At 62.4% G+C, this 20153-nt stretch carries 16 protein-coding genes and 1 tRNA gene; 8 read left to right on the top strand and 9 right to left on the bottom strand.

Translation table 11 applies throughout. The annotated features are described in order from the left end of the window. Nucleotides 1–16: 16 nt before the first annotated feature. The 5 genes from OVA24_RS20255 to OVA24_RS20235 all read left to right on the top strand — a co-directional run bounded on the left by OVA24_RS20255 (nt 17) and on the right by OVA24_RS20235 (nt 3786). A tRNA-Met gene (locus OVA24_RS20255) sits at nt 17–91 on the top strand. Between the two features lie 87 nt (nt 92–178). Next, nucleotides 179–451, top strand: a complete 273-nt coding sequence (locus OVA24_RS20250) for a hypothetical protein (protein ID WP_267671981.1) — start codon at nt 179–181, stop codon at nt 449–451. Further along, entirely contained in the window at nt 444–1184 is a 741-nt protein-coding gene (locus tag OVA24_RS20245) for a hypothetical protein (RefSeq protein WP_267671980.1), read from the top strand. Before OVA24_RS20250 ends, OVA24_RS20245 begins: the two co-directional genes overlap by 8 nt. Nucleotides 1185–1327: 143 nt before the next feature. Continuing rightward, entirely contained in the window at nt 1328–3085 is a 1758-nt protein-coding gene (locus OVA24_RS20240) for a TrkH family potassium uptake protein (RefSeq protein ID WP_267671979.1), read from the top strand. Between the two features lie 8 nt (nt 3086–3093). Then, a complete protein-coding gene (locus OVA24_RS20235) occupies nt 3094–3786 on the top strand; it encodes a potassium channel family protein (RefSeq protein WP_267671978.1) in 693 nt (230 codons plus the stop codon). Between the two features lie 10 nt (nt 3787–3796). On the opposite strand, the gene OVA24_RS20230 is transcribed toward OVA24_RS20235, so the two are convergent. The 6 genes from OVA24_RS20230 to kdpF form a co-directional block, all read right to left on the bottom strand. Beyond that, on the bottom strand, nt 3797–4480 hold the full coding sequence (locus OVA24_RS20230; protein ID WP_267671977.1) for a response regulator: 684 nt from the start codon (nt 4478–4480) through the stop codon (nt 3797–3799). After that, the gene (locus tag OVA24_RS20225) at nt 4477–7119 is read right to left on the bottom strand and encodes a DUF4118 domain-containing protein (RefSeq protein WP_267671976.1); all 2643 of its coding nucleotides are present in this window, start codon (nt 7117–7119) and stop codon (nt 4477–4479) included. Before OVA24_RS20225 ends, OVA24_RS20230 begins: the two co-directional genes overlap by 4 nt. A gap of 87 nt (nt 7120–7206) precedes the next feature. Further along, a complete protein-coding gene (gene kdpC / locus OVA24_RS20220) occupies nt 7207–7797 on the bottom strand; it encodes a K(+)-transporting ATPase subunit C (RefSeq protein ID WP_267671975.1) in 591 nt (196 codons plus the stop codon). A 12-nt stretch (nt 7798–7809) separates the two neighbouring features. Continuing rightward, nucleotides 7810–9831 carry a potassium-transporting ATPase subunit KdpB gene (gene kdpB / locus OVA24_RS20215; protein ID WP_267671974.1) on the bottom strand — a complete coding sequence of 674 codons (2022 nt, stop codon included), beginning with the start codon at nt 9829–9831 and terminating at the stop codon, nt 7810–7812. An 18-nt stretch (nt 9832–9849) separates the two neighbouring features. Then, nucleotides 9850–11661: a potassium-transporting ATPase subunit KdpA gene (gene kdpA, locus OVA24_RS20210; protein ID WP_267671973.1), complete on the bottom strand. Its 1812-nt coding sequence runs from the start codon at nt 11659–11661 to the stop codon at nt 9850–9852. 10 nt (nt 11662–11671) lie between these two features. Next, nucleotides 11672–11755, bottom strand: a complete 84-nt coding sequence (gene kdpF, locus OVA24_RS21385) for a K(+)-transporting ATPase subunit F (protein ID WP_345783450.1) — start codon at nt 11753–11755, stop codon at nt 11672–11674. Between the two features lie 534 nt (nt 11756–12289). Here kdpF and OVA24_RS20205 point away from each other — a divergent pair. Together OVA24_RS20205 and OVA24_RS20200 are read left to right on the top strand one after the other, a co-directional pair. Continuing rightward, on the top strand, nt 12290–13516 hold the full coding sequence (locus tag OVA24_RS20205; protein ID WP_267671972.1) for a PepSY-associated TM helix domain-containing protein: 1227 nt from the start codon (nt 12290–12292) through the stop codon (nt 13514–13516). Further along, the gene (locus OVA24_RS20200; RefSeq protein ID WP_267671971.1) at nt 13479–15614 is read left to right on the top strand and encodes a TonB-dependent siderophore receptor; all 2136 of its coding nucleotides are present in this window, start codon (nt 13479–13481) and stop codon (nt 15612–15614) included. Before OVA24_RS20205 ends, OVA24_RS20200 begins: the two co-directional genes overlap by 38 nt. Nucleotides 15615–15756: 142 nt before the next feature. Here the strand turns inward: OVA24_RS20200 and OVA24_RS20195 are convergent, their stop codons facing one another. Further along, entirely contained in the window at nt 15757–17028 is a 1272-nt protein-coding gene (locus OVA24_RS20195) for an aspartate aminotransferase family protein (protein WP_267671969.1), read from the bottom strand. 210 nt (nt 17029–17238) lie between these two features. Here OVA24_RS20195 and OVA24_RS20190 point away from each other — a divergent pair, with 210 nt between their 5' ends. Beyond that, nucleotides 17239–17790, top strand: coding sequence for a TIGR00645 family protein (locus tag OVA24_RS20190; protein ID WP_267671968.1), 552 nt, complete (start codon nt 17239–17241; stop codon nt 17788–17790). Nucleotides 17791–17792: 2 nt separating this feature from the next. Here OVA24_RS20190 and OVA24_RS20185 read toward each other — a convergent pair whose 3' ends face one another. Next, nucleotides 17793–19052: an MFS transporter gene (locus OVA24_RS20185; protein WP_267671967.1), complete on the bottom strand. Its 1260-nt coding sequence runs from the start codon at nt 19050–19052 to the stop codon at nt 17793–17795. Between the two features lie 53 nt (nt 19053–19105). Further along, on the bottom strand, nt 19106–20038 hold the full coding sequence (locus OVA24_RS20180; RefSeq protein WP_267671965.1) for a hypothetical protein: 933 nt from the start codon (nt 20036–20038) through the stop codon (nt 19106–19108). Nucleotides 20039–20153 lie beyond the last annotated feature (115 nt).

Below are 20153 nucleotides of genomic sequence, written 5' to 3'. Positions count from 1 at the left end.
TCCGGAACCGGACGATGGCAGAGTAGCTCAGTGGTAGAGCAGAGGACTCATAAGCCTTTGGTCGGCGGTTCAAATCCGCCCTCTGCTACCATCGTTTCCCAGCTTGAAAGGTTCGAAGATCGGCTTTAGGGTGCCGCCAGTGGAAAGGATTCCAAAACGTGGCGGAACGGTTCCCGGCATGATCGAGGTGGATGCCGGCGGGTGGGCGGCGTTCAAGGCGTTGGAGGCTGTCCAGCGGAAGGCATATTCGGTCAGCGAAGAGGCACGGCTGGATCACGGTAAATGGGTCGTTGCCAAACCGTCGGGGAATGGGTGGCAAAGTGCGCCGGAGTGGAGCATTGCCGAACCCCGCATCGTACCAAATCCGCATGAGTTGAAGTGGGAGGATCTTTACGATTGGTCGTTGGAACCACCGGCGGATGACGCCGACATGAGGGATGGGTATGTCTGAAAAAGGGAAGGACATATCGGTGTCACTCGCGGACTTCTCACTGGCGCTGGCGCGGCTTCAGGAGACGGAGACCCGGTATTGTGTGGTCGGCGGACTGGCAGTGGGGCAGTGGGCCGAGATCCTGCTGCCACCTTCATTGAGGAAGGAATTTCCCCTGCCGGTCCGGAGCAAGGACATCGATCTGCGGGCTGAAAAATCCGATGCGATGATGTTTGTCCGCAACCTGAAGGATGCGGGTGCCAAACCCGGAATTGTCATCAAGAGAATTCCGAAGGATGGCGAACGCTCCTTCCCCTCGATCGCGGTGCCTCTGACGCTTCCCGCAACCTCTTCCATCGGAGGGGATACTCCCACCACCATCGAGGCTCTTTCCGGCCTCCCCTTGCTTGATGAGCCCGGGCCGTTTGGGACGATCCTCCATCACGGAACACCTTTGAGATACGGGGACATCTATCTCCTGGATCCTTGTTCGCTCCTTGTTTGCAAGTTGAATGCCCTGCACACGAGGCCGCCCGGTGAATCGGAGAATGACAAGATCCATGCCAGGATTCTCAGTTTTGTCATCCCTCGCTTCATTTCAAAAGCCCTCCGCCGGTACAAAGACGGGAAGGATTCGTACCACCCGGGCAAGGATGCGTCCCGCCTTGCGTCCTTTCTGCGGAAGGATCCCTGGCAAGGTCTGATTCCCGAAGAGGAGCGGCGCCGTGTCCTGGAAAGTGTCCCGCCGGGCTAGTTCGGGCACACGGCCCGGCGTCCGGAGCCGGCCGCTGGGGATGCCGGAGTGTACTCCGGCGCGATTTCCGGAATGCTGCCGGGAGATGCCGCATTTGAAGTCGTCTTGTGCAACCGGGTGTTCCGTGGATACCGTTTTTCCAGATGGAGGAACTCGATGGACAGGGAGAAACGCCGGCATCAGTGCGGGCATGCAGGAAGTGGCTGCATCCTCTGTTCGCCCTTGTCTCCTCCATCTGTCTCCTCGGCATCATCGGCTGGACCGGTGAAGTCACCCCTTGGCAGCACTGGCTGACGGTTTTCACGGGGATTGCATTCGCCGCGGAGAGGAGCTGGGTCTTCCTCAAAATGCGGGACCACCACGTTGAGAGGCGCCGTCTCGCCTATCATGCCGGTCTGGCGGGAGTCGTGCTGATTGCCATCATCCTATTGTTTTCCTTCAAGGGGAGTTCCTGGATCACCGGAAAGCATCTTTTCATCCAGACGGTGGTCCTCATATCGGGGCTGGCGTCGCTGATCCATCATCAGGGCCGGTTCACCGCACGGGCGTTCCACCCGGGCCTGGTTCTGATGGCCTCATTCCTTCTCATCATCATCGTTGGCACACTGCTGTTGAAGATGCCTCGTTGTACGGTCGCCGGGCAGGGTTGTTCGTGGCTGGATGCGGCATTCACCAGCACCAGCGCCGTCTGTGTGACCGGACTGGCGGTGCAGAATACGGCCACCTATTTTTCGACCACCGGACAGCTCGTGATCCTGTTCCTGATCCAAGTGGGTGGGCTTGGCATCATGACCCTGACCTTTTTTGCGGCGGTCGTTTTGTTCGAGGGGCTTTCAATGCATGACCGGCTCCTTCTCGGACGGATGCTGCAGGAGAACCGGTTGGCGAGGGTGAACCACACCCTCGCGTTCATCGTCATCATGACGTTTGCCTGCGAAGGGGTGGGTGCGGTGGTGCTCTATTCCTCGCTGGGGGCGGTCACGGCTCCCGGAGAAAGAGTGTTCCAGGCGGTCTTCCATTCCGTTTCCGCGTTCTGCAACGCGGGTTTCTCCACGCTGCCCGATGGCTTGGCGGACAAATTGGTGAAGGACAACGTCCTGTGCCAGTTGGGCATCATGGGGCTGATTGTCGTGGGAGGGCTGGGTGCCCTGACGAACGAAGATCTGACCCAGTGGGCTGTGGCGAAGGTCCGGAGATGGAGGGACAAGGAGGGGAGGAGATACCGGTTGCGGGTGCAGACCAGACTGGTGATCACGGTCACCGGTGTGCTGATCGTGGGAGGTGCGCTGATCGTTCTGGTCACCGAGTACGTGTTTTGGAATGGCCCCGGGAATGGCGGTCGCATTTTGAGTGCGTTCTTTCACTCGGTGACCGCGCGGACGGCTGGCTTCAACGCGGTCCCGATGTCGTCGATCGGCGTTCTGACCATGCAGGTGGTGATCGTCCTGATGCTGATCGGAGGTTCTCCCGGGGGAACGGCCGGAGGACTACGCACGACCACCGTCGCCGTGGCGCTGGGGCACCTGTGGCTGCAGCTCCGTGGCAGTTCCCGCGGGATGGTGGTCTTCAACCGGACCATTCCGGCGGAGACCGGATCCCGTGCCTTGGGGTTGGTTTTCCTGGCGATTCTGTGGCTTGCGGTGAACTTCGTGATCCTGCAGTACCTGGAGGCGGGGAGGGGGCATTCGGACACCCGGTTGATTTTCGAGCTGGTCAGCGCGTTCGCCACGGTGGGGCTTTCGATCGATCTCACCCCGCTGCTCACGGACGGCAGCAAATGCCTCCTGATCGTCAACATGTTCGTTGGCAGGATCGGTCTGCTTACGGTGCTGGCGACCCTCATTCCGCCTGACCGGCGGCCTGCTTCCGGCAAACCCGGAGAAAACATCCTCCTCATCTGATCCCGCTCATGAAATTCTGCATCATCGGTCTTGGAAACTTCGGCACCCAACTCGCACGCCAGCTCGGGCGTGACGGGCATGAAATCGTGGCGGTGGACAATGATCCCGCCCACATCCACGCGCTCAAGGATGAGATCGAATACATCGTCCGGGCGGACTGCACGGATCTGGCCGCCTTCCACGAAATACCCGTGGACGCCTGTGATGCGGTGATCCTGGCCATCGGTGAGGACTTCGAGGCTTCGCTCTCCATCGCGGCGAATCTCCAGCAGCTCGGGGCGAAGCGGATCATCAGCCGCATCATCAATCCCCTCCATGGCCGGTTGCTGAAGCTGCTGAAGATCGACGAACTGATGATCCCGGAGGCGATGGCCGCCGCATGGCTGGCCCGCTCCCTCAAGACCCCGGATCTGATCGACAGCCTGGATCTCGGAGGGGGGTATGAGATCGCCCAGATCATCACGCCGCCACCGCTGGTTGGCAAAACCCTGCAGGAGGCGGAACTCCGGTCGAAGTATGACCTCAACCTCGTGACCATCGGAAAATCCCGTGGAGCAGCCGCCCTGAGTTCCGTCCGCCAGCCCATCAGCAAAGTCCTTGGCATCCCCCAGCCGGACCGACCGTTCGAGGAGGATGACGTAATGGTCCTTTTCGGGCTGGGGAAAAACCTGCGGAAAATGATGCGGGACCATCATCCATGATCCGTGACATTCACGGGGACTCCGGAACCAGCAGCCGATAGCCGATGCCGGGTTCATTGCGGATCTCAACGCCGCCGTTCGTGATCTTTTTCCTGAGGTAGGAAACATAGACCCTCAGATAGTCGCCGTGTTCCCGGGCGTTCGGCCCCCAGATCTGGGAGAGGATCTGCTGCCGCGTCAGCACCCGACCGGGATTCTTCGCCAGCATGCGCAGCAGGTCATACTCGATGGGCGTCAGCTTCAGGATCTCCATGCCTGCGGAGACCTCCCGCTTCGCCAGGTCGATGGTGAGTTGTCCCAGTTTCAGTAAGGGATCATCCGAGGTCTTTCCACGCCGTTGGATGACCGCCAGCCGGGCGATCAGTTCCGGGGTGGAGAAGGGCTTCGTCACATAGTCGTCGGCCCCGCTCTCCAGTGCCTCGACTTTCGTCCGTTCCTGGTCACGGACGGACAGGATGAGAACGGGGGTCTCCGTCCACTCGCGGAGTTTCCTGAGGACATCGATGCCGTCCATATCCGGCAGGCCGAGATCGAGCAGGATCACATCCGGCCTGCGGAATGCCGCCTCACCCAGGCCGAGGTTGCCGGTCTCCGCTTCGTAGACCTCATACCCCTTTGACTCGAGCACGATGCGCAGCAGCCGCCGGAGCTGGGGCTCGTCATCGATGATCAATGCTTTGGCGGAGGCATTCATGATGGAAGGGTCTCCACCGGCAGGCGGATGGTGAATTCTGCCCCTCCGCCGGTGGGGTTGCCAGCTTTGACGTCTCCGCCCAAGGCCTTCACCAGGGCCCGGGTGATGGACAGGCCCAGACCTGTTCCCCCGGCGGGGCTTCCTTGAGGGCGGTAGAATTTCCTGAACACCTTTTCCTCGTCACCTTCCGGCAGTCCCGGGCCATCATCAAGGATACGGAACACCAGCACACCCGGACCATCCATGGCACCGCTCACTTGGATGGCAGTCCCCTGCGGGGTGTAGATGGCGGCATTGTGGAGGATGTTCGCCATCGCCTGGGACAGCAGGTTGGGGTCGGTGCGGACGGGGGGAAGATCATCCGGGACATGGATGGCCAGCGGGTGGGCATCGAGCTCGTCTCCCGCCAGCCCGACCGCCTGGTGGATGATGTCCCCCGGCAGGCACCACTCCCCGGCGGATTGCACGGACGAGGACTCGATGCGGGTCATCTGGAGAAGGTGGTTCACCACCCGCTGGAGGCGCTGGCTGGCGGTGTGGATCTCTGCCAGGTATGGATTGTCATTTCCGGGCAATCCTTCGAGAGATGCCTGGATCACCGCGAGCGGGGTCTTCAGCTCATGGGAAACGCTGTCCAGCAGGGTGCGCTGGAGGCGCTCGGACTGAGCCAGCAGCTCCGCCTGGGTGATGGCTTGCACGAAGTGTTCCTTCTCCAATACGAGCGCCAGTTGCAGGGCGAAGGCCTCCACGGATTGGCGGGTGCGGAAATCCAGAAGGTCATCGTTCCCGAGGCGGATGCCCAGCACCCCCATGACAGCGGAGGCGGTCTGGAGGGGAAACCACGTCGCGGCGGATTCCGGGAGCGTGTCGGTGAATCTGCCCGCCGCAGCCTTGTTCTGGTAGGTCCAGTTGATGACCCCCCATTCTTTCGGCGTTGGTGTGAACGTGCTGGCGGGGTGGGGGGAGGCCGGCAGCGAGCGGTCGATGTTGCGGACGAACAGCGCCGTTTCCGCGTGCAGCAGATCGCCGATGGTGCGCAAAGCGTCCTGGAGTCCCTTGTCCAGTTCCGCGGAAAGTGCGGCGCTCTGCGTCACCCGGAGGAGGGCCGCGGTCTGGCGCTGCCGGTCACGTTCGGCCCGCTCCCGCTGGCGCAGGCGGGTGGTGAGGTGCCCCATGCTCACGGCGACGATGAAGAACATCCCGAACATCAGCATGTCCTCCAGCTTGCTGATGTGCAGTGTGAAACGGGGCCGGATGAAGAAGTAGTTCCACGACATCGCGCTGAGCGCCGCCATCGCCAGGACGGGACCCCGGCTGAATTTCAGGCCGGAAAAGATCACCGCCAGCAGGAACATCATGCCGATGAAGGGGTAACCGGTCTCTGGCAGGATCACCCACCCCGCCGCCACAAGGCCGAACGTGATCCCGGCGATCCAGAGGTAGTCACGGATGATGCCGGAGTATCCGGACGGTGTCCGCCTCGGAGGGCTTTTCCTCATCGCGGTAGCGAGCACCGGGCGGACCACGCAGACATCGATCTCACCGCTCGCGTCCACGATCCGCTCTGCAAGCGACCGCCTGAGCCATGACCGTCTGTCCGGTTTGCCGACGACGATCTGCGTGACATTCCGCTCGCGCGCGACTTCTAGCAGAGCGGTTGCCACTTCCTCACCTGTCACGGATACCACCTCCGCCCCCAGCTTGCGCGCCAGACCCAGGCAAAGTGCCAGCCTTTCCTGCTGCTCAGGGGTGGGCCGCTGTGAACCCTCCACCCAGACGGCCAGCCACTGGCATCCCAGACGCGTCGCCGCGCGCCGCGTCCACCGGATCAGGCTTTCCGCATAGGGGCTGGGACCAACCCCCACCAAAAGGCGTGCGTTCGCCTGCCATGGTGAACTGATCCTTTTCGACCGACGGATTTCCTCCAGATCCCTGTCCACATGTTCCGCGGTGAAACGCAGCGCCATTTCACGCAGGGCGGTCAGATTCCCTTCCTTGAAAAAATTCGTGGCAGCCAGTTCCGCCCGTTCGCCGAGGTAGACCTTCCCCGCGCTCATGCGGTCGAGCAGCTTTTCCACGCTCAGGTCGATGACTTCGATCTCGTGGGCGTAGTCGAGGATCGAGTCCGGGACCGTCTCCGTGATGGTCACACCGGTGATCTGCTTCACGGTGTCCACCTGGCTCTCGATGTGCTGGACGTTCACCGTTGTGAAGACATCAATGCCGGCGGCGATCAACTCCAGCACGTCCTGGTGGCGCTTCGCGTGGCGGGAACCGGGTACGTTGGTGTGCGCCAGCTCATCCACCAGCACCAACGCGGGTTTCCGTAGGAGGACGACATCAAGATCGAACTCCTGGAGCACATGCCCCCGGTGTTCGAAGGATTTCCGGGGGAGAACCTCCAGTCCATCCAGCAACTCCGCGGTCTCGCTGCGGCCATGGGTTTCCACCACCCCCACGAGGACATCCACGCCGTCTATTTTCCGCTGCCTCGCGGCCTTCAGCATGGCGTAGGTCTTCCCGACCCCCGGGCACATGCCCAGAAAGATGAAGAGCTTGCCTTGCTTCATCTCCGCTTCCTCGCGCAGCACTTCGGCGAGAAGCGCGTCTGGATCAGGTCGTGGATCGTTGGCGGTCATGGGGGGCGGTTACTGCCCTGGCTCCGTTGAAATTTGATTCTGACTGGCGGTGTCGTCAACGGTGTGCCTCGGGAGCGGGGCGGGATATCATGGTTTCCTGTCATCCAACGCGAGATTGAGCTCAAGCACGTTCACACCGGGCGCTCCGAGGATGCCCAGGATCGCCTTGGTGGTGTGGCTTTCGACGAGGGCACGCACCTGTTCCTCCGTCAGGCCACGGCTCTTCGCCACGCGGGGGATCTGGAGCTCCGCGTTTCCCGGGCTGATGTGCGGGTCCAGGCCGCTGGCGGATGCGGTGACCGCATCCGCGGGGACCTGGGCCGTTTCCGGCAGGCCGTTCACAGTCCGGTAGGCCGCGATCCGATCCGTGACCTGGTCGGCCAGTTTCCGCGAAGTCGGGCCGAGGTTGGTGCCGCTGGAGCTGGCCGCATCGTAGCCGTTGGCTCCCGCGGCGCTGGGCCGCGGGTGGAAGTAGCCTTCGCCGGAGAAGTTCTGGCCGAGCAGGGAGGAACCGATCACGGTTCCATCCTTGTCCACGATCAGGCTTCCGTTCGCCTTGTCGCGGAAGGCTGCCTGGCCGATGGCCCAGACCGCGAGCGGATAGAGACCGCAGGCGACCACGGAGAGCACGGCGGTGGCTGCCAGGGCACCGCGGAAATATGAGATGATTGTTTTCATGGAATCGGTTGGTCAGATGAGGTGGAGCGAGGTGATGACGACGTCGATGGCCTTGATGCCGATGAAGGGCAGGAGCAGGCCGCCGAGGCCGTAGACGAGCAGGTTCCGCTGGAGGACCGCAGCCGCGCCGACCGGGCGGTAGTGGACGCCTTTCAGCGCCAGCGGGATCAGCGCGATGATGATGAGCGCGTTGAAGATGATGGCGCTGAGGATCGCACTCTGCGGTGAGACCAGACCCATCACATTCAGCGGGGAGATGGCGGGGAAGGTCGCCATCAACATCGCCGGGATGATGGCGAAGTATTTCGCCACGTCGTTCGCGATGCTGAAGGTGGTGAGCGATCCGCGGGTCATCAGCAGTTGCTTGCCGATCTCGACGATCTCGATGAGCTTCGTCGGGTTGCTGTCGAGGTCCACCATGTTGCCCGCCTCGCGTGCGGCCTGGGTGCCCGTGTTCATCGCGACCCCCACGTCCGCCTGGGCGAGCGCGGGGGCGTCGTTGGTGCCGTCACCGGTCATCGCCACCAAGTGACCCTGTGCCTGTTCCTCGCGGATGCGGCGCAGCTTGTCCTCCGGCGTTGCCTGGGCCATGAAGTCGTCCACACCGGCCTCCGCGGCGATGGCGGCGGCGGTCATCGGATTATCACCGGTGATCATCACGGTGCGGATGCCCATCTTCCGGAGCTGGGCGAAGCGCTCCTTGATGCCGCCTTTCACGACGTCCTTCAGTTCGACCACGCCCAGCACGCGGTTGCCTTCCGCGACCACCAGCGGGGTGCGGCCGGCGCGGGAGGCAGCTTCCACAGCTTTCTCCACATCGATAGGGTAGTCGCCGCCGCCTGCGATGACATGGGCCTTGATCGAGTCCGCCGCACCCTTGAGGATGCTCCGGCCGTCGAAGCCCACGCCGCTCATGCGGGTCTGCGCGGTGAAGGGGATGAAGGTCGCGTGCGGCTCCGCAAGCTCACGCCCGCGGATGTTGAACCGGTCCTTTGCCAGGACCACGATGCTGCGGCCCTCCGGGGTTTCGTCCGCCAGGGAGGCGAGCTGCGCGGCGTCCGCGAGCTGCTGCTCCGAAACGCCCGGTGCGGGGACGAAATCGGACGCCATGCGGTTGCCGATGGTGATGGTGCCGGTCTTGTCGAGCAGCAGCACGTCGATGTCACCGGCGGCTTCCACCGCGCGGCCGCTCGTCGCCATCACGTTGCGGCGGATCAGACGGTCGATGCCGCTGATGCCGATGGCGCTCAGGAGGCCGCCGATGGTGGTGGGGATGAGGCAGACCAGAAGCGCGATCAGCACCGGCATGGTGAAGTTCACCCCGGCATACGTGCCGAAGGGCTTCAGCGTCACGACCACCAGCAGGAAGATCAGCGTCAGGGCGGACAGCAGGATCGTCAGGGCGATTTCGTTCGGTGTCTTCTGGCGTTTCGCGCCCTCCACCATCGAGATCATGCGGTCGAGGAAGGTGTTGCCTTTCTCCGACGTGATCCGGATGACGATGCGGTCGCTGATGACCATGGTTCCGCCGGTCACGGCGCTGCGGTCGCCGCCGCTTTCACGGATGACGGGGGCAGACTCACCGGTGATGGCGGCCTCGTCCACGCTGGCGATGCCCTCGATGACCTCGCCGTCGGCGGGGATGGTGTCACCTGGCTCGCAGACGACGGTGTCGCCCTTTTCGAGCTGCGGTGCGGGGACCTTCTCCTCGCGGCCGTTCTTCAGGCGGCGGGCCATGGTGTCTTTGCGGGCCTTGCGCAGGCTGTCCGCCTGGGCCTTGCCACGGCCTTCCGCCACCGCTTCCGCGAAGTTCGCGAACAGGACGGTGAACCAGAGCCAGACGGCGAGCTGGATGATGAACGGGTGGTGCGACTCCGCCGTGAAGATGCTGGCGGATGTGAGCACGGCACCCACCAGCGTGACGAACATGACCGGATTCCTGATCATGAGGCGGGGGTCGAGCTTCTTGAAAGACTCACCGATGGCAGGACCGGCGATCTTCCAATCAAACAGTGATGGAGCTTGATGAGACATGTTGGAAAGAAGTGTGGGTTAGAAAAGCTGGCCCTTGAGGTTGAGGAAGTGCTCGACAATGGGGCCCAGCGCCAGGGCGGGGAGGAAGTTCAGCGCGCCGATGAGCAGCACGGATCCGATGAGCAGCACCACGAAGGTGGGGCCGTGCACCGGGAAGGTGCCCATCCCGGGAGGGGAGACCTTTTTGCGCACCAGGGAACCGGCCAGCGCCATGATCGGGATGATCATGAGGAAGCGGCCGATGAGCATCGCGTAGCCGAGCGTGACGTTGTAGTTCGGGTCGCCGTTGGCAGGGTTCGCGGTCAGGCCTGCGAAGGCGCTGCCGTTGTTGCCGGTGGCGGAGCTGTAGGCATACAGCATCTCGGTGAAGCCGTGGGGACCATTGTTGTTCAGGCCCGCCAGACCCCAGCCGCTCACGGATGCCCAGGCGGTGAAGCCCAGGGTGGAGAGGCAGAGCACCAGCAGTGACAGCATTGACATCTTCACATCGAAAGCCCCGATCTTCTTGCCGAGATACTCCGGAGTGCGGCCCACCATCAGGCCGGCGATGAACACCGCCAGGATGACGAAGACCAGCATGCCGTAGATCCCGGCGCCCACGCCGCCGAAGACGACCTCCCCTAGCTGCATCATGAACAGCGGAACGAAGCCGCCGAGAGCGGTGAAGGAATCGTGCATGGAGTTGACCGCGCCGCAGGAGGCCGAGGTGGTGATCACCGCGAACAGAGACGAATTGAAGATGCCGAAGCGGACCTCCTTGCCCTCCATGTTGCCGTCACCGGCCAGCACGCCCAGCGTCTGGTGGATGGGATTTCCAACCGCTTCCGCCTTCCAGCAGAAGATCACCCCGGCGAGGAACAGCACGGTCATCGCGGACCACACGGCCCAGCCGTGGGCCTGGTTCCCAGTCATACGGCCCAGGTAGTAGGTGAACGCGCTGCCGATGGCGAAGATGGACACCATCTGGATGAAGTTGGACAAGGGGGTGGGGTTCTCGAACGGCTGCGCCGCATTGGCATTGGTGTATCCACCGCCGTTGGTGCCCAGCATCTTGATCGCCACCTGGGAGGCCATCGGGCCCTGGACGATCGTCTGGGTGTTCACGATGCTCTCCTCCATCACCGGATTGCCGTCGGCACCGGTCACGGTTTCACCCGCGTCATTGGTCTTTTCGACCATGACCTTCACCGGTTCCGTCAGCTTGGCGGTGTCATACGGCTTGAAGTTCTGGATCATCCCCTGGGACATCAGGAAGACGGCGAACACCAGGCAGATGGGCAGCAGCAGGTAGTAGGTGCTGCGGACCAGATCGACCCAGAAGTTGCCGAGTGTCTCCGAGCTGCGCCGGGCGATGCCGCGGATCAGTGCCGCGGCGATGGCGATGCCTGTCGCGGCCGAGACGAAGTTGTGGAACGTGAGGCCCACCATCTGGGAAAAATAGGACATGGTGGACTCACCGCCGTAGCTCTGCCAGTTGGTGTTGGTGGTGAAGCTGATGGCCGTGTTGAAAGCCAGGTGGTGGCCCAGTCCCGACAGTCCCTGCGGATTGAGGGGGAGCAGGTGCTGGAGCCTCAGGATCGCGTAGGTGAAGATGCAGCCCACCATGCTGAAGACCAGCATTGCCAGGGTGTATTGCTTCCAGTCGTGCTCCTTGTTGCGGTCCACCCCCATCAGGGCGTAGGTGAGCCGCTCGAGCGGCCGGATGACCGGATCGAGGAAGGTTTTTCCGTCCGCATCGAGAACCTTGGTGAGGTGGATGCCCAGTGGCTTGGTGATGAGGGCGACAACGCCGATGAAGAGGGCGAGTTGCAGCCAGTCGGTCGTGTTCATGGCGGTGGTATCAGAATTTTTCAGGCCGGATCATGGCCACGAAGAGGTAGATGAAGAGGAGGGCCGCGATGCCCCCGATGATGATGGTTTCCATGATGGAGGGGGCGTTACAGTTTCTCGCAGAACCGGATGTAGAGGCCGCTGGCGGCGAAAAATCCGATGATCAGGAGGAGGTGGATGAGGTCAGACATGGGGCTGTGGGATGGTTCGATTCACACCTCACAGCATCTCCGGAATCGGTGATCCCCGTTAATTAAAAGGGGGCCTGAATGTCTTAAAATAGTGTTAAAACGGAGCGATCATGAGGCCGCCTCGCGGGTATTGCGGGTTGATCGTCCGGAGATCCGGAAAGAATCGCCGCGCGAGCATCACCCGCATGGTTCCTGGTGACGGCGATTCGGAGAGATCGGCGGTTCAAATCCGCCCTCTGCTACCATCGTTCCCTTCACGAATGATAGGGGGACTTTAGCCTTTGATTTTCAGGCTGTGCCCCTCGCTCGAATCCTGGGTGAGTCGGATCGAGACACTCCCTGATGGGAAAATTCCATCGGGCGGTTGATGCAAAATTCCGGTGAGGAATCGATTGCTATTGCGAATCAGTATCAATTGTGGCTTATGGCGGGCCGTCATGTCGTTGCGCAAAGTCACTTTCTGGATCCACCTCCTCGCAGGATTGGTCGCGGGAGGGGTGGTGGCGGTCATGTCGGTGACGGGGATTGCGATCGCTTTCGAGGAGGAGATCCTCGCTTGGACGGACCGGAAGGTGAGCCATCGTGCCGCGCCGGTGCCGGTGACCCCGGTGATGGGAATCGAGGAGCTGAGGGCGAAGGCTGCGTGGGAGAAAGGGCGGGTGGCATCGGTGGTGACCTTCAGCGACAGGTCACGGAACTGGGAATTCCACACGGACGACGGGGGCAAGCTGTATGTCGATCCGCATTCCGGGGCGATGGATGAGTCACGGGCGGATGCCACGCACGAGGTGATCCACAAGCTGGAAGAATGGCACCGTTGGCTGGGTGCCAGAGATGGGCAGACGTCGGTGGGCAGATTGGTGACGGGCATCTGCAATCTGATGTTCGTGGTCCTGTGCGTGACCGGGCTTTACCTATGGTTTCCCCGCCGGTGGAGCTGGAGGGCGCTGCGTCCGCTGGTGGGGCTGGTGGGGCTGGTGGCGCGGTTCCGTGGGAAGGCGCGCGATTTCAACCTCCACAATGTGTTCGGGTTCTGGTCGTTGCCGGTGTTGCTGGTGCTGGCAGTGACAGCGGTCCCAATTTCGTTCGCGTGGGGCCACCGGCTGGTGTTCACACTCATGGGCGAAGAAGCGCCGGAATCGCGCAACTACGGGATGATGGCGATCAAGCCGCCGGTCGTGGCCATGCCTTCCGGGGGAATCCCGCGCCTGCCGGCCGAGGCGGCGATCGCGCGTGTGGCGGAGGCGTTTCCGGACTGGGAATCCATTTCGCTTGAGTTTCCCGGGACGGAAGAACCGGCGGGGGGGCCTCCCGCTCCGCTGGACTTCGGGGTCACTGTGCCGGATCCGATGCCGAGCCGCGCGTATATCCCGGTGAAGTCCGATCCTTTCACCGGGGAAATCCTGCAGGCGGTGCGCTTCGGCGACCGCAGCGCGGGTCTGCAGGCGCGGGTATGGGTCCGCTTCCTGCACACGGGGGCGGCCTTCGGTGTGCCGGGAAAGGTGGTGGCCTCGCTCGCATGCGCCGCAGCGCTGGTGCTTGTGTGGACCGGATTCTCCCTGTCATGGCGCCGCTTTTCCGGCCTCCGCCGCCGCGCCTCCGTTCCCCTTTCCACGAAACTCCATCATGAAAAACACACGACAACATCTGGTTCCCGCCCGTGAGGCGGTTGCCGCCTGCTGCGCCCTTGCCACCTCCGTCCTCATCGCCCGGGAAGAATCCGGGACGACACTCCCCACCGTTGAGGTGGTCGCGAATGCAACGGACTCGCCGGTCCTCTACCAGGCCCGCTCCTCCTCCGCGGCGCTGTTCACGGACACGCCCCTGATCGAGACTCCGTTCAGTGTCGGAGTTTACAACCAGGAGCTGATCGAGGACCAGCGCGCCTTCGATCTGCGCGACGTGCTTGAGAATGATCCGAGCGTCGCCCTACAGATGCCCGGCACCTACCATCACAGCCAGAATTTCTCCCTGCGCGGTTTCCGGGTGGATAATTTCAACGGCTACCGCGTTGACGGCCTGCCTTTCATCCATACCGTCGCCCCGCTCATCGACGACAAGGAGCGGGTGGAACTGCTCAAGGGGCCGGCCGCGCTGCGCTTCGGCCTGATGTCCCCCGGCGGAGCGATCAACCTGGTGCGCAAGCGCCCCACCGAGGATCTCTCCACCAGCCTCCACTTCGATGTCGATACCTTCGGCCGGTTCTACAACCAGATCGACATCGGCGACACGGTAGCAGGTGGGAAGTTCGGCTACCGTCTGGTTCTTGGCGGCGAGGAGTTTGAGGATTTCTACGACAACGCGGGCGGCGACCGCCTGTTCGGTACGCTTTTCACCGAATGGAAGCCCACGGAATCCCTCACGATCTGGTCATCCATCGGCGCGCAGGATTTCAAACGGAACGGCTACTACGGCCCGCTGGTTACCGCCGACGGCCAGTCTGTTCTCGATCCCGGCGTGAAAACCAACTCCATGCAGGACTGGGCGCGCAGCAAGCATGAGTCGTTCGGCACGGCCATCGGTGCGGATTTCCAGATCAACGAGGACTGGAAGCTCCGCAGCTCCGTCAATTACCAGGATTCCGAGCGCGACACCGTCGCTACATACGCCTCCGGAGTCATGGCCAACGGCGATTTCGAAGACGCAGCCTACATCGACATCGACCCGTCCACCTGGGAAGCCTACGGCGCCCATCTCCACCTGGAAGGAAACTTCGAGACTGGGGGCATCGGGCATGAAATTGTGGTCGGCGGGCAATACAGGAGCTACGACAGCACGTTCAACCGGGACATATACACGCCCGTTGGGCCGAACAACATCCATGACCTGATACCTTACCCGATGCCAGCGCCAGGACCGGATATCGGCCCCGGCCGTGACCTACGCACGCAAGACTACACATCCGATGAAATCGGCTTTTTCCTGACCGACACCATCAAGTTCAACGAGCATTGGTCCACCCTGCTCGGACTGCGCTACAGCAAATTCGACAACAACAACCTTTCGACCGTCGGCCCGGCGGTCACCGAATCTTCCGACAGCCAGAGCAACTGGGCACCGACCGCCGCCCTGATGTATTCACCGGTGAAAAACGTCCATACCTACGTGACCTACACCCAAGGTATGGAGGACCCCGGCGTGGCTATCGGCGTGCAGGAGTCCGAGCAGTTTGAGATCGGCGTGAAGGCGCAGACGGAGGACGGCCGTTTCTCCGGCGAGCTCGCGGTGTTCCATATCGAACAGGATCAGATCATCGACATCGACCCTTCCCCGGGCTACGACCCGGCTTTCGACGGCCTGCAGCGTCACCGCGGCATCGAGGCCTCTTTCCGCGGGCGTTTCACCGATATTTTCCAGGCGGGCATCGGCGCGATGATGCTTGATGCGGAGCAGGTGGACACCCAGGACGGCCTCAACGACGGCAACCGCCCATCGCACGTCCCCGACTTCCAGGTCAACATCTGGGGCGCGTTCGACATCCCCCAGGTGCCGGGTCTCACGCTCACGGCCGGCGCGCGTTTCGTGGACAAACAGTATCTGGATGGGGAAAACACATTCGCCACCGGTTCGTATTCGGTGGTTGATATCGGCGCGCGCTACAAAATCCGGACCGACTCGGCCGATTACACGGTGCGCCTCAACATCGAGAACGTGCTGGATGAGCGCTATTACGAAACCGGCGAGTTCTACGCGGGGGACGGCGGCTACCTCGCCTACGGAGCGCCTGTCCACGCGACACTGTCCCTGCAGATCGACTTCTGAGCCGGACCGGCTGAACTAGGAAGCGGCCCGATTGATCATCTCTGAGGAAAAAGCCCTTACCCTCGGAGCATCTCAATCGGACCGCCTTGTCTTGCGACATCGGAGGATGCTCCGATCCGGAATGCCGTCATTCAGAAATCTCTCAAACTCCGATTTTCCCGAGCACGCGTTCCAGGATTGAAAGCGCTTCGCGCGCTTCGTCCCCGCTGGCGTTCAGCGGTGGCAGCAGGCGGACGACGTCCAGTCCGGCGGGGATCACCAGAAGTCCGGCGTCCAGCAGGAGCTGGCCAACCCAGATGGAGGCCGCCTTGCCCGAGGTTTTGAAATCCTCGTTCGCCTCGATCACGGCAGTGTCGAGCTGGAGGCCGATCATGCAGCCGAAGGCGCGGACACCTTTCAGCGCGGGAACCTGCCACGCGGAAACCGCATTCGAGATGGAGGACCCGAGCGCCTTTGCATTGGCCGCGAGGTTGTCCCGCAGGATCACACCCACGGTTGCCAGCGCGGTGGCGCAGGCGAGCGGAGAGCCTCCATAGGTGCTGCCGTGGCTGCCCGGGCCGAGGATGTCGCAGAGATCCATGCCATCGCCAACGGGACGCTTGCGGGCCCAGAAAGAACCGAGCGCATAGCCACTGCCGATCGACTTCGCCCAACTGATGGCGTCAGGAAGGATCTCGTCTCCGGGGACGATGGAGCGCCAGCCGCCCAGATCGCCGGTCCGGCCAAGACCGCACTGGATCTCGTCGAACAGCAGCAGGAGGTCGTGCTTGTCGCGCAGCTTTGCGGCGGCGCGCAGGAACTCCGGGGTGGCGGGGTGGACTCCGCTTTCCCCCTGGACCGGTTCCAGAAGGATGGCCACCGTGTTCGGGGAGATGGCTGCCTCCAGGGCGGAAATGTCGTTGAACGGCAGGTATTTGAAGCCGGGCAGCAGCGGGCCGAAGCCGCCGTGGATCTTTTCCTGGGCCGTCGCCGTCATGGTGGCGAACGTCCGACCGTGGAAACTGCCGGTGAAGGTCAGGATCTCATGCCGCGGCGTGCCGTCGGCGGCGGGCTTCGCGATGCCGTATTTCCGGGCGATCTTGATCAGCCCCTCGTTCGCTTCCGCACCGGAGTTGCCGAAGAAGCACTTCCCGGGAATGCCGAGGACGTCATCCACGAGGATCTTCGCCAGTTCCCCCTGTTGCGGGATCTGGAACCAGTTCGAGACATGGATCAGCTTCGCGGCCTGATCCTGGATGGCCTTCACCACCTCCGGGTGCGAGTGGCCCAGCGGACAGACCGCGACGCCACCGGCGAAATCGAGATACTTTTTCCCGTCCCGGTCCCAGAGATACGATCCCTCGCCGCGTTCCGGGTAGAACTCGTAGCGGCGGTAGTTGGGCATCGTATATTGATCGAGGAGCGAGGCACTCATGGATGGTAGGTGGGGACGGGGATGTCTTTGCCGCGGCGATGGTCCGGTCTCGTGCGGAGGCACGGATACATATATCCCCCGGTCCGGATGAAAAGAACGATTCTGTCCATTCCCATGCCGGATTTCCGTGGTCGGGGGAGTGGAAGTTGGAGGAAAATTTCCAGTTGGCGGCATGGCTGGCATCGGCTGAGCTTCCGGCTTCCATCCCACATGAGTTCCGAAGAAGCCCCTCCTTCACCCCACCAGCCAGCATTCCACCGGACGCTGGGAAACCTCATTTTCTTCAGCCGCTGGCTCCAGGCCCCCCTGTATTTCGGCCTGATCGTGGCGCAGTGCGTCTATGTCTTCCATTTTCTGGTGGAGCTGTGGCACCTCATTGGGAAGGCATCGAAGATCACCGAAACGGAGATCATGCTCACCGTGCTGGGCCTGATCGACGTGGTGATGATCGCGAACCTGCTGATCATGGTGATCGTCGGCGGCTACGAGACGTTCGTTTCACGGTTGAACCTGCAGCGGCATCCGGATCAGCCGGAGTGGCTGTCCCACGTGAACGCCGGAGTGCTGAAGGTGAAACTGGCGATGGCGCTCATCGGTATTTCCTCCGTCCACCTGCTGAAGACCTTCATCAACGCGGAGAAAATGGCGATGAACGTGATCATCGCCCAGGTGGGCATCCACCTCACCTTCGTGGTTTCCGCGCTGATCCTCGCCTATGTGGACCGGATGACATCCGGAGGCGGCAAGGCCAAGGCCCACTGACTTTATTCCGGCAGCGGCTTGCCCTTGGTCTCCGGGGCGAACCAGATGGCGATCATTCCGACGACGTAGATCAGCGTGATGACCGCGCCCATCTGGGCGTAGCCGCCGTAGTGGGCGACGAGCTGCCCGCCGGTGAGCGCGCCGACAGCGGCGATCAGGCGCCCCGCGTTGTAGCAGAGTCCCTGGCCGGTCGCCCGCACCGCGGTGGGGAACAGTTCCGGCAGGTAGAGCGGGAAGAATCCGTAGAATGCCGCCGTTGTCATGCCTGTCAGGAAAATCGTGAACACGAGGTGCTGGGTGTAGTCCGTCTGTGTCCGGAACAGATAGCTGCAGACCACCAACGAGAGGAGGCACAGGGTGAAGTAACCCCACCGCCTGCTGAAACGGCCCACCAGCATCGGAGCAAACAAGGCTCCTGCCACCGCCCCGATGGAGGATGCCATGTGAGCCGTCGCTTTGTGGGTGGCGTCCCCCGTCCCCATCGAGTCCACCCAGAGCGGGATCCACTGGACGGAGGCCCAGGTACCGATCAGGGCCACCGAGGAAAGGACGATGCCTATCAGCGTCCGCTTCAGAAGGACATGGTGCGTAAGCACTTGCCGCAGGGGGGAAGCGTCCGTTCGCGAAACTTCCTTCGCGTGCTGCCACTTTTCGGATTCCGGAACGAACAGGCGGATCAGGAAGGTGAGGATGGCCGGTGATGCGCCCACCAGGAACATCCACCGCCAGGAGTCTTCCGTCACTTCCACGTAAAGGGCGATCACGCCCACGATGACCATCCCGATATTGGCAGCCGCGCCGATGGCACCGGCCAGCCATGGGCGGTGCTTCTCCGGCCAGACCTCCATCACCAGGGCGACGCCCAGCGCCCATTCGCCGCCCATGCCAAGCGCCGCGATGAACCGGAAGATGGCGAGGTGTTCAGGGCTTTGGGCGAAGTATCCGGCCCCGCTGAACAGGGAGTAGCAGAGGATGCTGAAGGACATCGCGCGCACCCGTCCGATCCTGTCACCCAACCAGCCGAACGCCGCCCCGCCGAGCGCGGCACCGACCAGGAACGCGGCGGTGATGATGCCCATCCATTGGCCGACCTGCCCTTCGAGGTTCGGGACATCCCCGAGCATGTCTCTGAGCGCGGGGCGCGCGACGACGGGGAATAGCCCGATTTCAAAGCCATCGAAAAGCCAGCCGAGGAAGGCTGCGGCGAGCGCCAGATAGGCGGCTCTCTTGTTGGGTACGGAGGAAAGGGTTTGGGTAGCCATTGTTCGTGTTCTAAACAAACTACGTTCCGCTGCCAGCTATTTTTGCATGCAATTCAATGGGTGGGAGCTGCCATGTTGCGAATCAGTTGTCCATTGCGGCGCTCGACCGCCTGCCGGATTTCGGGGCGGAGCGGCTGGGCAAGAAGCCGGTTGTTGATTTCCAGTAAATTCCGTCGGTAAGCCTGGAATTTGTCTTCTCCATTGGAAGAAGTGATTTCCAGGTGGTAAAAAGCCTCGGCCGTACGTCGCCAATCCCAGAAGACGTGATTGAGGGGTAGAAAATCCTCGCGGGGCAGGCGGTTGTCTTCCGGCGAGGTCCAGTAGTGGAGGAGGATCCGGTCCATTTCGGCGACCCCTTTCCGGCGGATGAATTCCTTGGCGAGCGACTCTGGAATCATCCGGACATGCTTCCAGACTTCGTTGAAGTCGACATCGACCATCGCTCCGGCGGCTTTCACATAAACCGGGCTGTTTTCCAGATTGGTGTTTTTTCCCGCGGCATCCGTCACCCAGATGAAGGCGGCGCGGGGTTCCAGGGTCGCCCAGCCTTCCATGGCTTCGGCGGCGGCGAAGTGGAGTTTTCTGTCGAGCAGGACGCGCACTCCTTCCTCTTTCGAAATTTCACCGATGCGGTGGAGGAATTCGAGGTTTTCGATGTTGGGTTCGGTGAGCAGGTTGCGGGAAGCACCCTCATCGGAAAGGGCTCCGTCGAGATAGGCGCGCCAGTTGCTGGCGTCGATCTGATCGAGCCATTGCCGCCGCTCGGGCTGGCTGCTGGCGGAGAGTTTTTCCGTCAGGGTGGCGGGCGAAACGGAACCGGCTGTGGGGTGAACCGAGCGGGTGCGGGCCGGCGTGGGTCGCTGGGTTTTGCGGGAGGGTGAATCGGCGGCGGTGGTGGCGCTTTTGATATCGCCTGGGCCGCGGGCAATCCAGCCGATCGCGAGGCCGCAGATGAGTGCGATAAAGGCCGGGAGGATTTTCACCATTCCGGCGTCTATCGGGAAAGCGGTCGGACCGCAAGGAGACGTCAGTTTGCCAGTGATTTCAGATCGACGACCGAGCGATAGGGATTGAGGGGGAGGGCCGTTCGGTGTTTCATCC

It is taken from the genome of Luteolibacter sp. SL250 (assembly GCF_026625605.1).
In the GTDB taxonomy this organism is placed as follows: Bacteria; Verrucomicrobiota; Verrucomicrobiia; order Verrucomicrobiales; family Akkermansiaceae; genus Luteolibacter.
This window is presented reverse-complemented; position numbering and strand designations above follow the sequence as displayed.

Coding starts and splice junctions, on each gene's coding strand:
- OVA24_RS20200 (WP_267671971.1), top strand. CDS start 13,479: ATGAAAAACACACGACAACATCTGGTTCCCGCCCGTGAGGCGGTTGCC.
- OVA24_RS20230 (WP_267671977.1), bottom strand. CDS start 4,480: ATGAATGCCTCCGCCAAAGCATTGATCATCGATGACGAGCCCCAGCTC.
- OVA24_RS20205 (WP_267671972.1), top strand. CDS start 12,290: ATGTCGTTGCGCAAAGTCACTTTCTGGATCCACCTCCTCGCAGGATTG.
- OVA24_RS20235 (WP_267671978.1), top strand. CDS start 3,094: ATGAAATTCTGCATCATCGGTCTTGGAAACTTCGGCACCCAACTCGCA.
- OVA24_RS20190 (WP_267671968.1), top strand. CDS start 17,239: ATGAGTTCCGAAGAAGCCCCTCCTTCACCCCACCAGCCAGCATTCCAC.
- kdpA (WP_267671973.1), bottom strand. CDS start 11,661: ATGAACACGACCGACTGGCTGCAACTCGCCCTCTTCATCGGCGTTGTC.
- OVA24_RS20180 (WP_267671965.1), bottom strand. CDS start 20,038: ATGGTGAAAATCCTCCCGGCCTTTATCGCACTCATCTGCGGCCTCGCG.
- kdpC (WP_267671975.1), bottom strand. CDS start 7,797: ATGAAAACAATCATCTCATATTTCCGCGGTGCCCTGGCAGCCACCGCC.
- kdpF (WP_345783450.1), bottom strand. CDS start 11,755: ATGGAAACCATCATCATCGGGGGCATCGCGGCCCTCCTCTTCATCTAC.
- OVA24_RS20250 (WP_267671981.1), top strand. CDS start 179: ATGATCGAGGTGGATGCCGGCGGGTGGGCGGCGTTCAAGGCGTTGGAG.
- OVA24_RS20225 (WP_267671976.1), bottom strand. CDS start 7,119: ATGACCGCCAACGATCCACGACCTGATCCAGACGCGCTTCTCGCCGAA.
- kdpB (WP_267671974.1), bottom strand. CDS start 9,831: ATGTCTCATCAAGCTCCATCACTGTTTGATTGGAAGATCGCCGGTCCT.
- OVA24_RS20240 (WP_267671979.1), top strand. CDS start 1,328: ATGGAGGAACTCGATGGACAGGGAGAAACGCCGGCATCAGTGCGGGCA.
- OVA24_RS20245 (WP_267671980.1), top strand. CDS start 444: ATGTCTGAAAAAGGGAAGGACATATCGGTGTCACTCGCGGACTTCTCA.
- OVA24_RS20185 (WP_267671967.1), bottom strand. CDS start 19,052: ATGGCTACCCAAACCCTTTCCTCCGTACCCAACAAGAGAGCCGCCTAT.
- OVA24_RS20195 (WP_267671969.1), bottom strand. CDS start 17,028: ATGAGTGCCTCGCTCCTCGATCAATATACGATGCCCAACTACCGCCGC.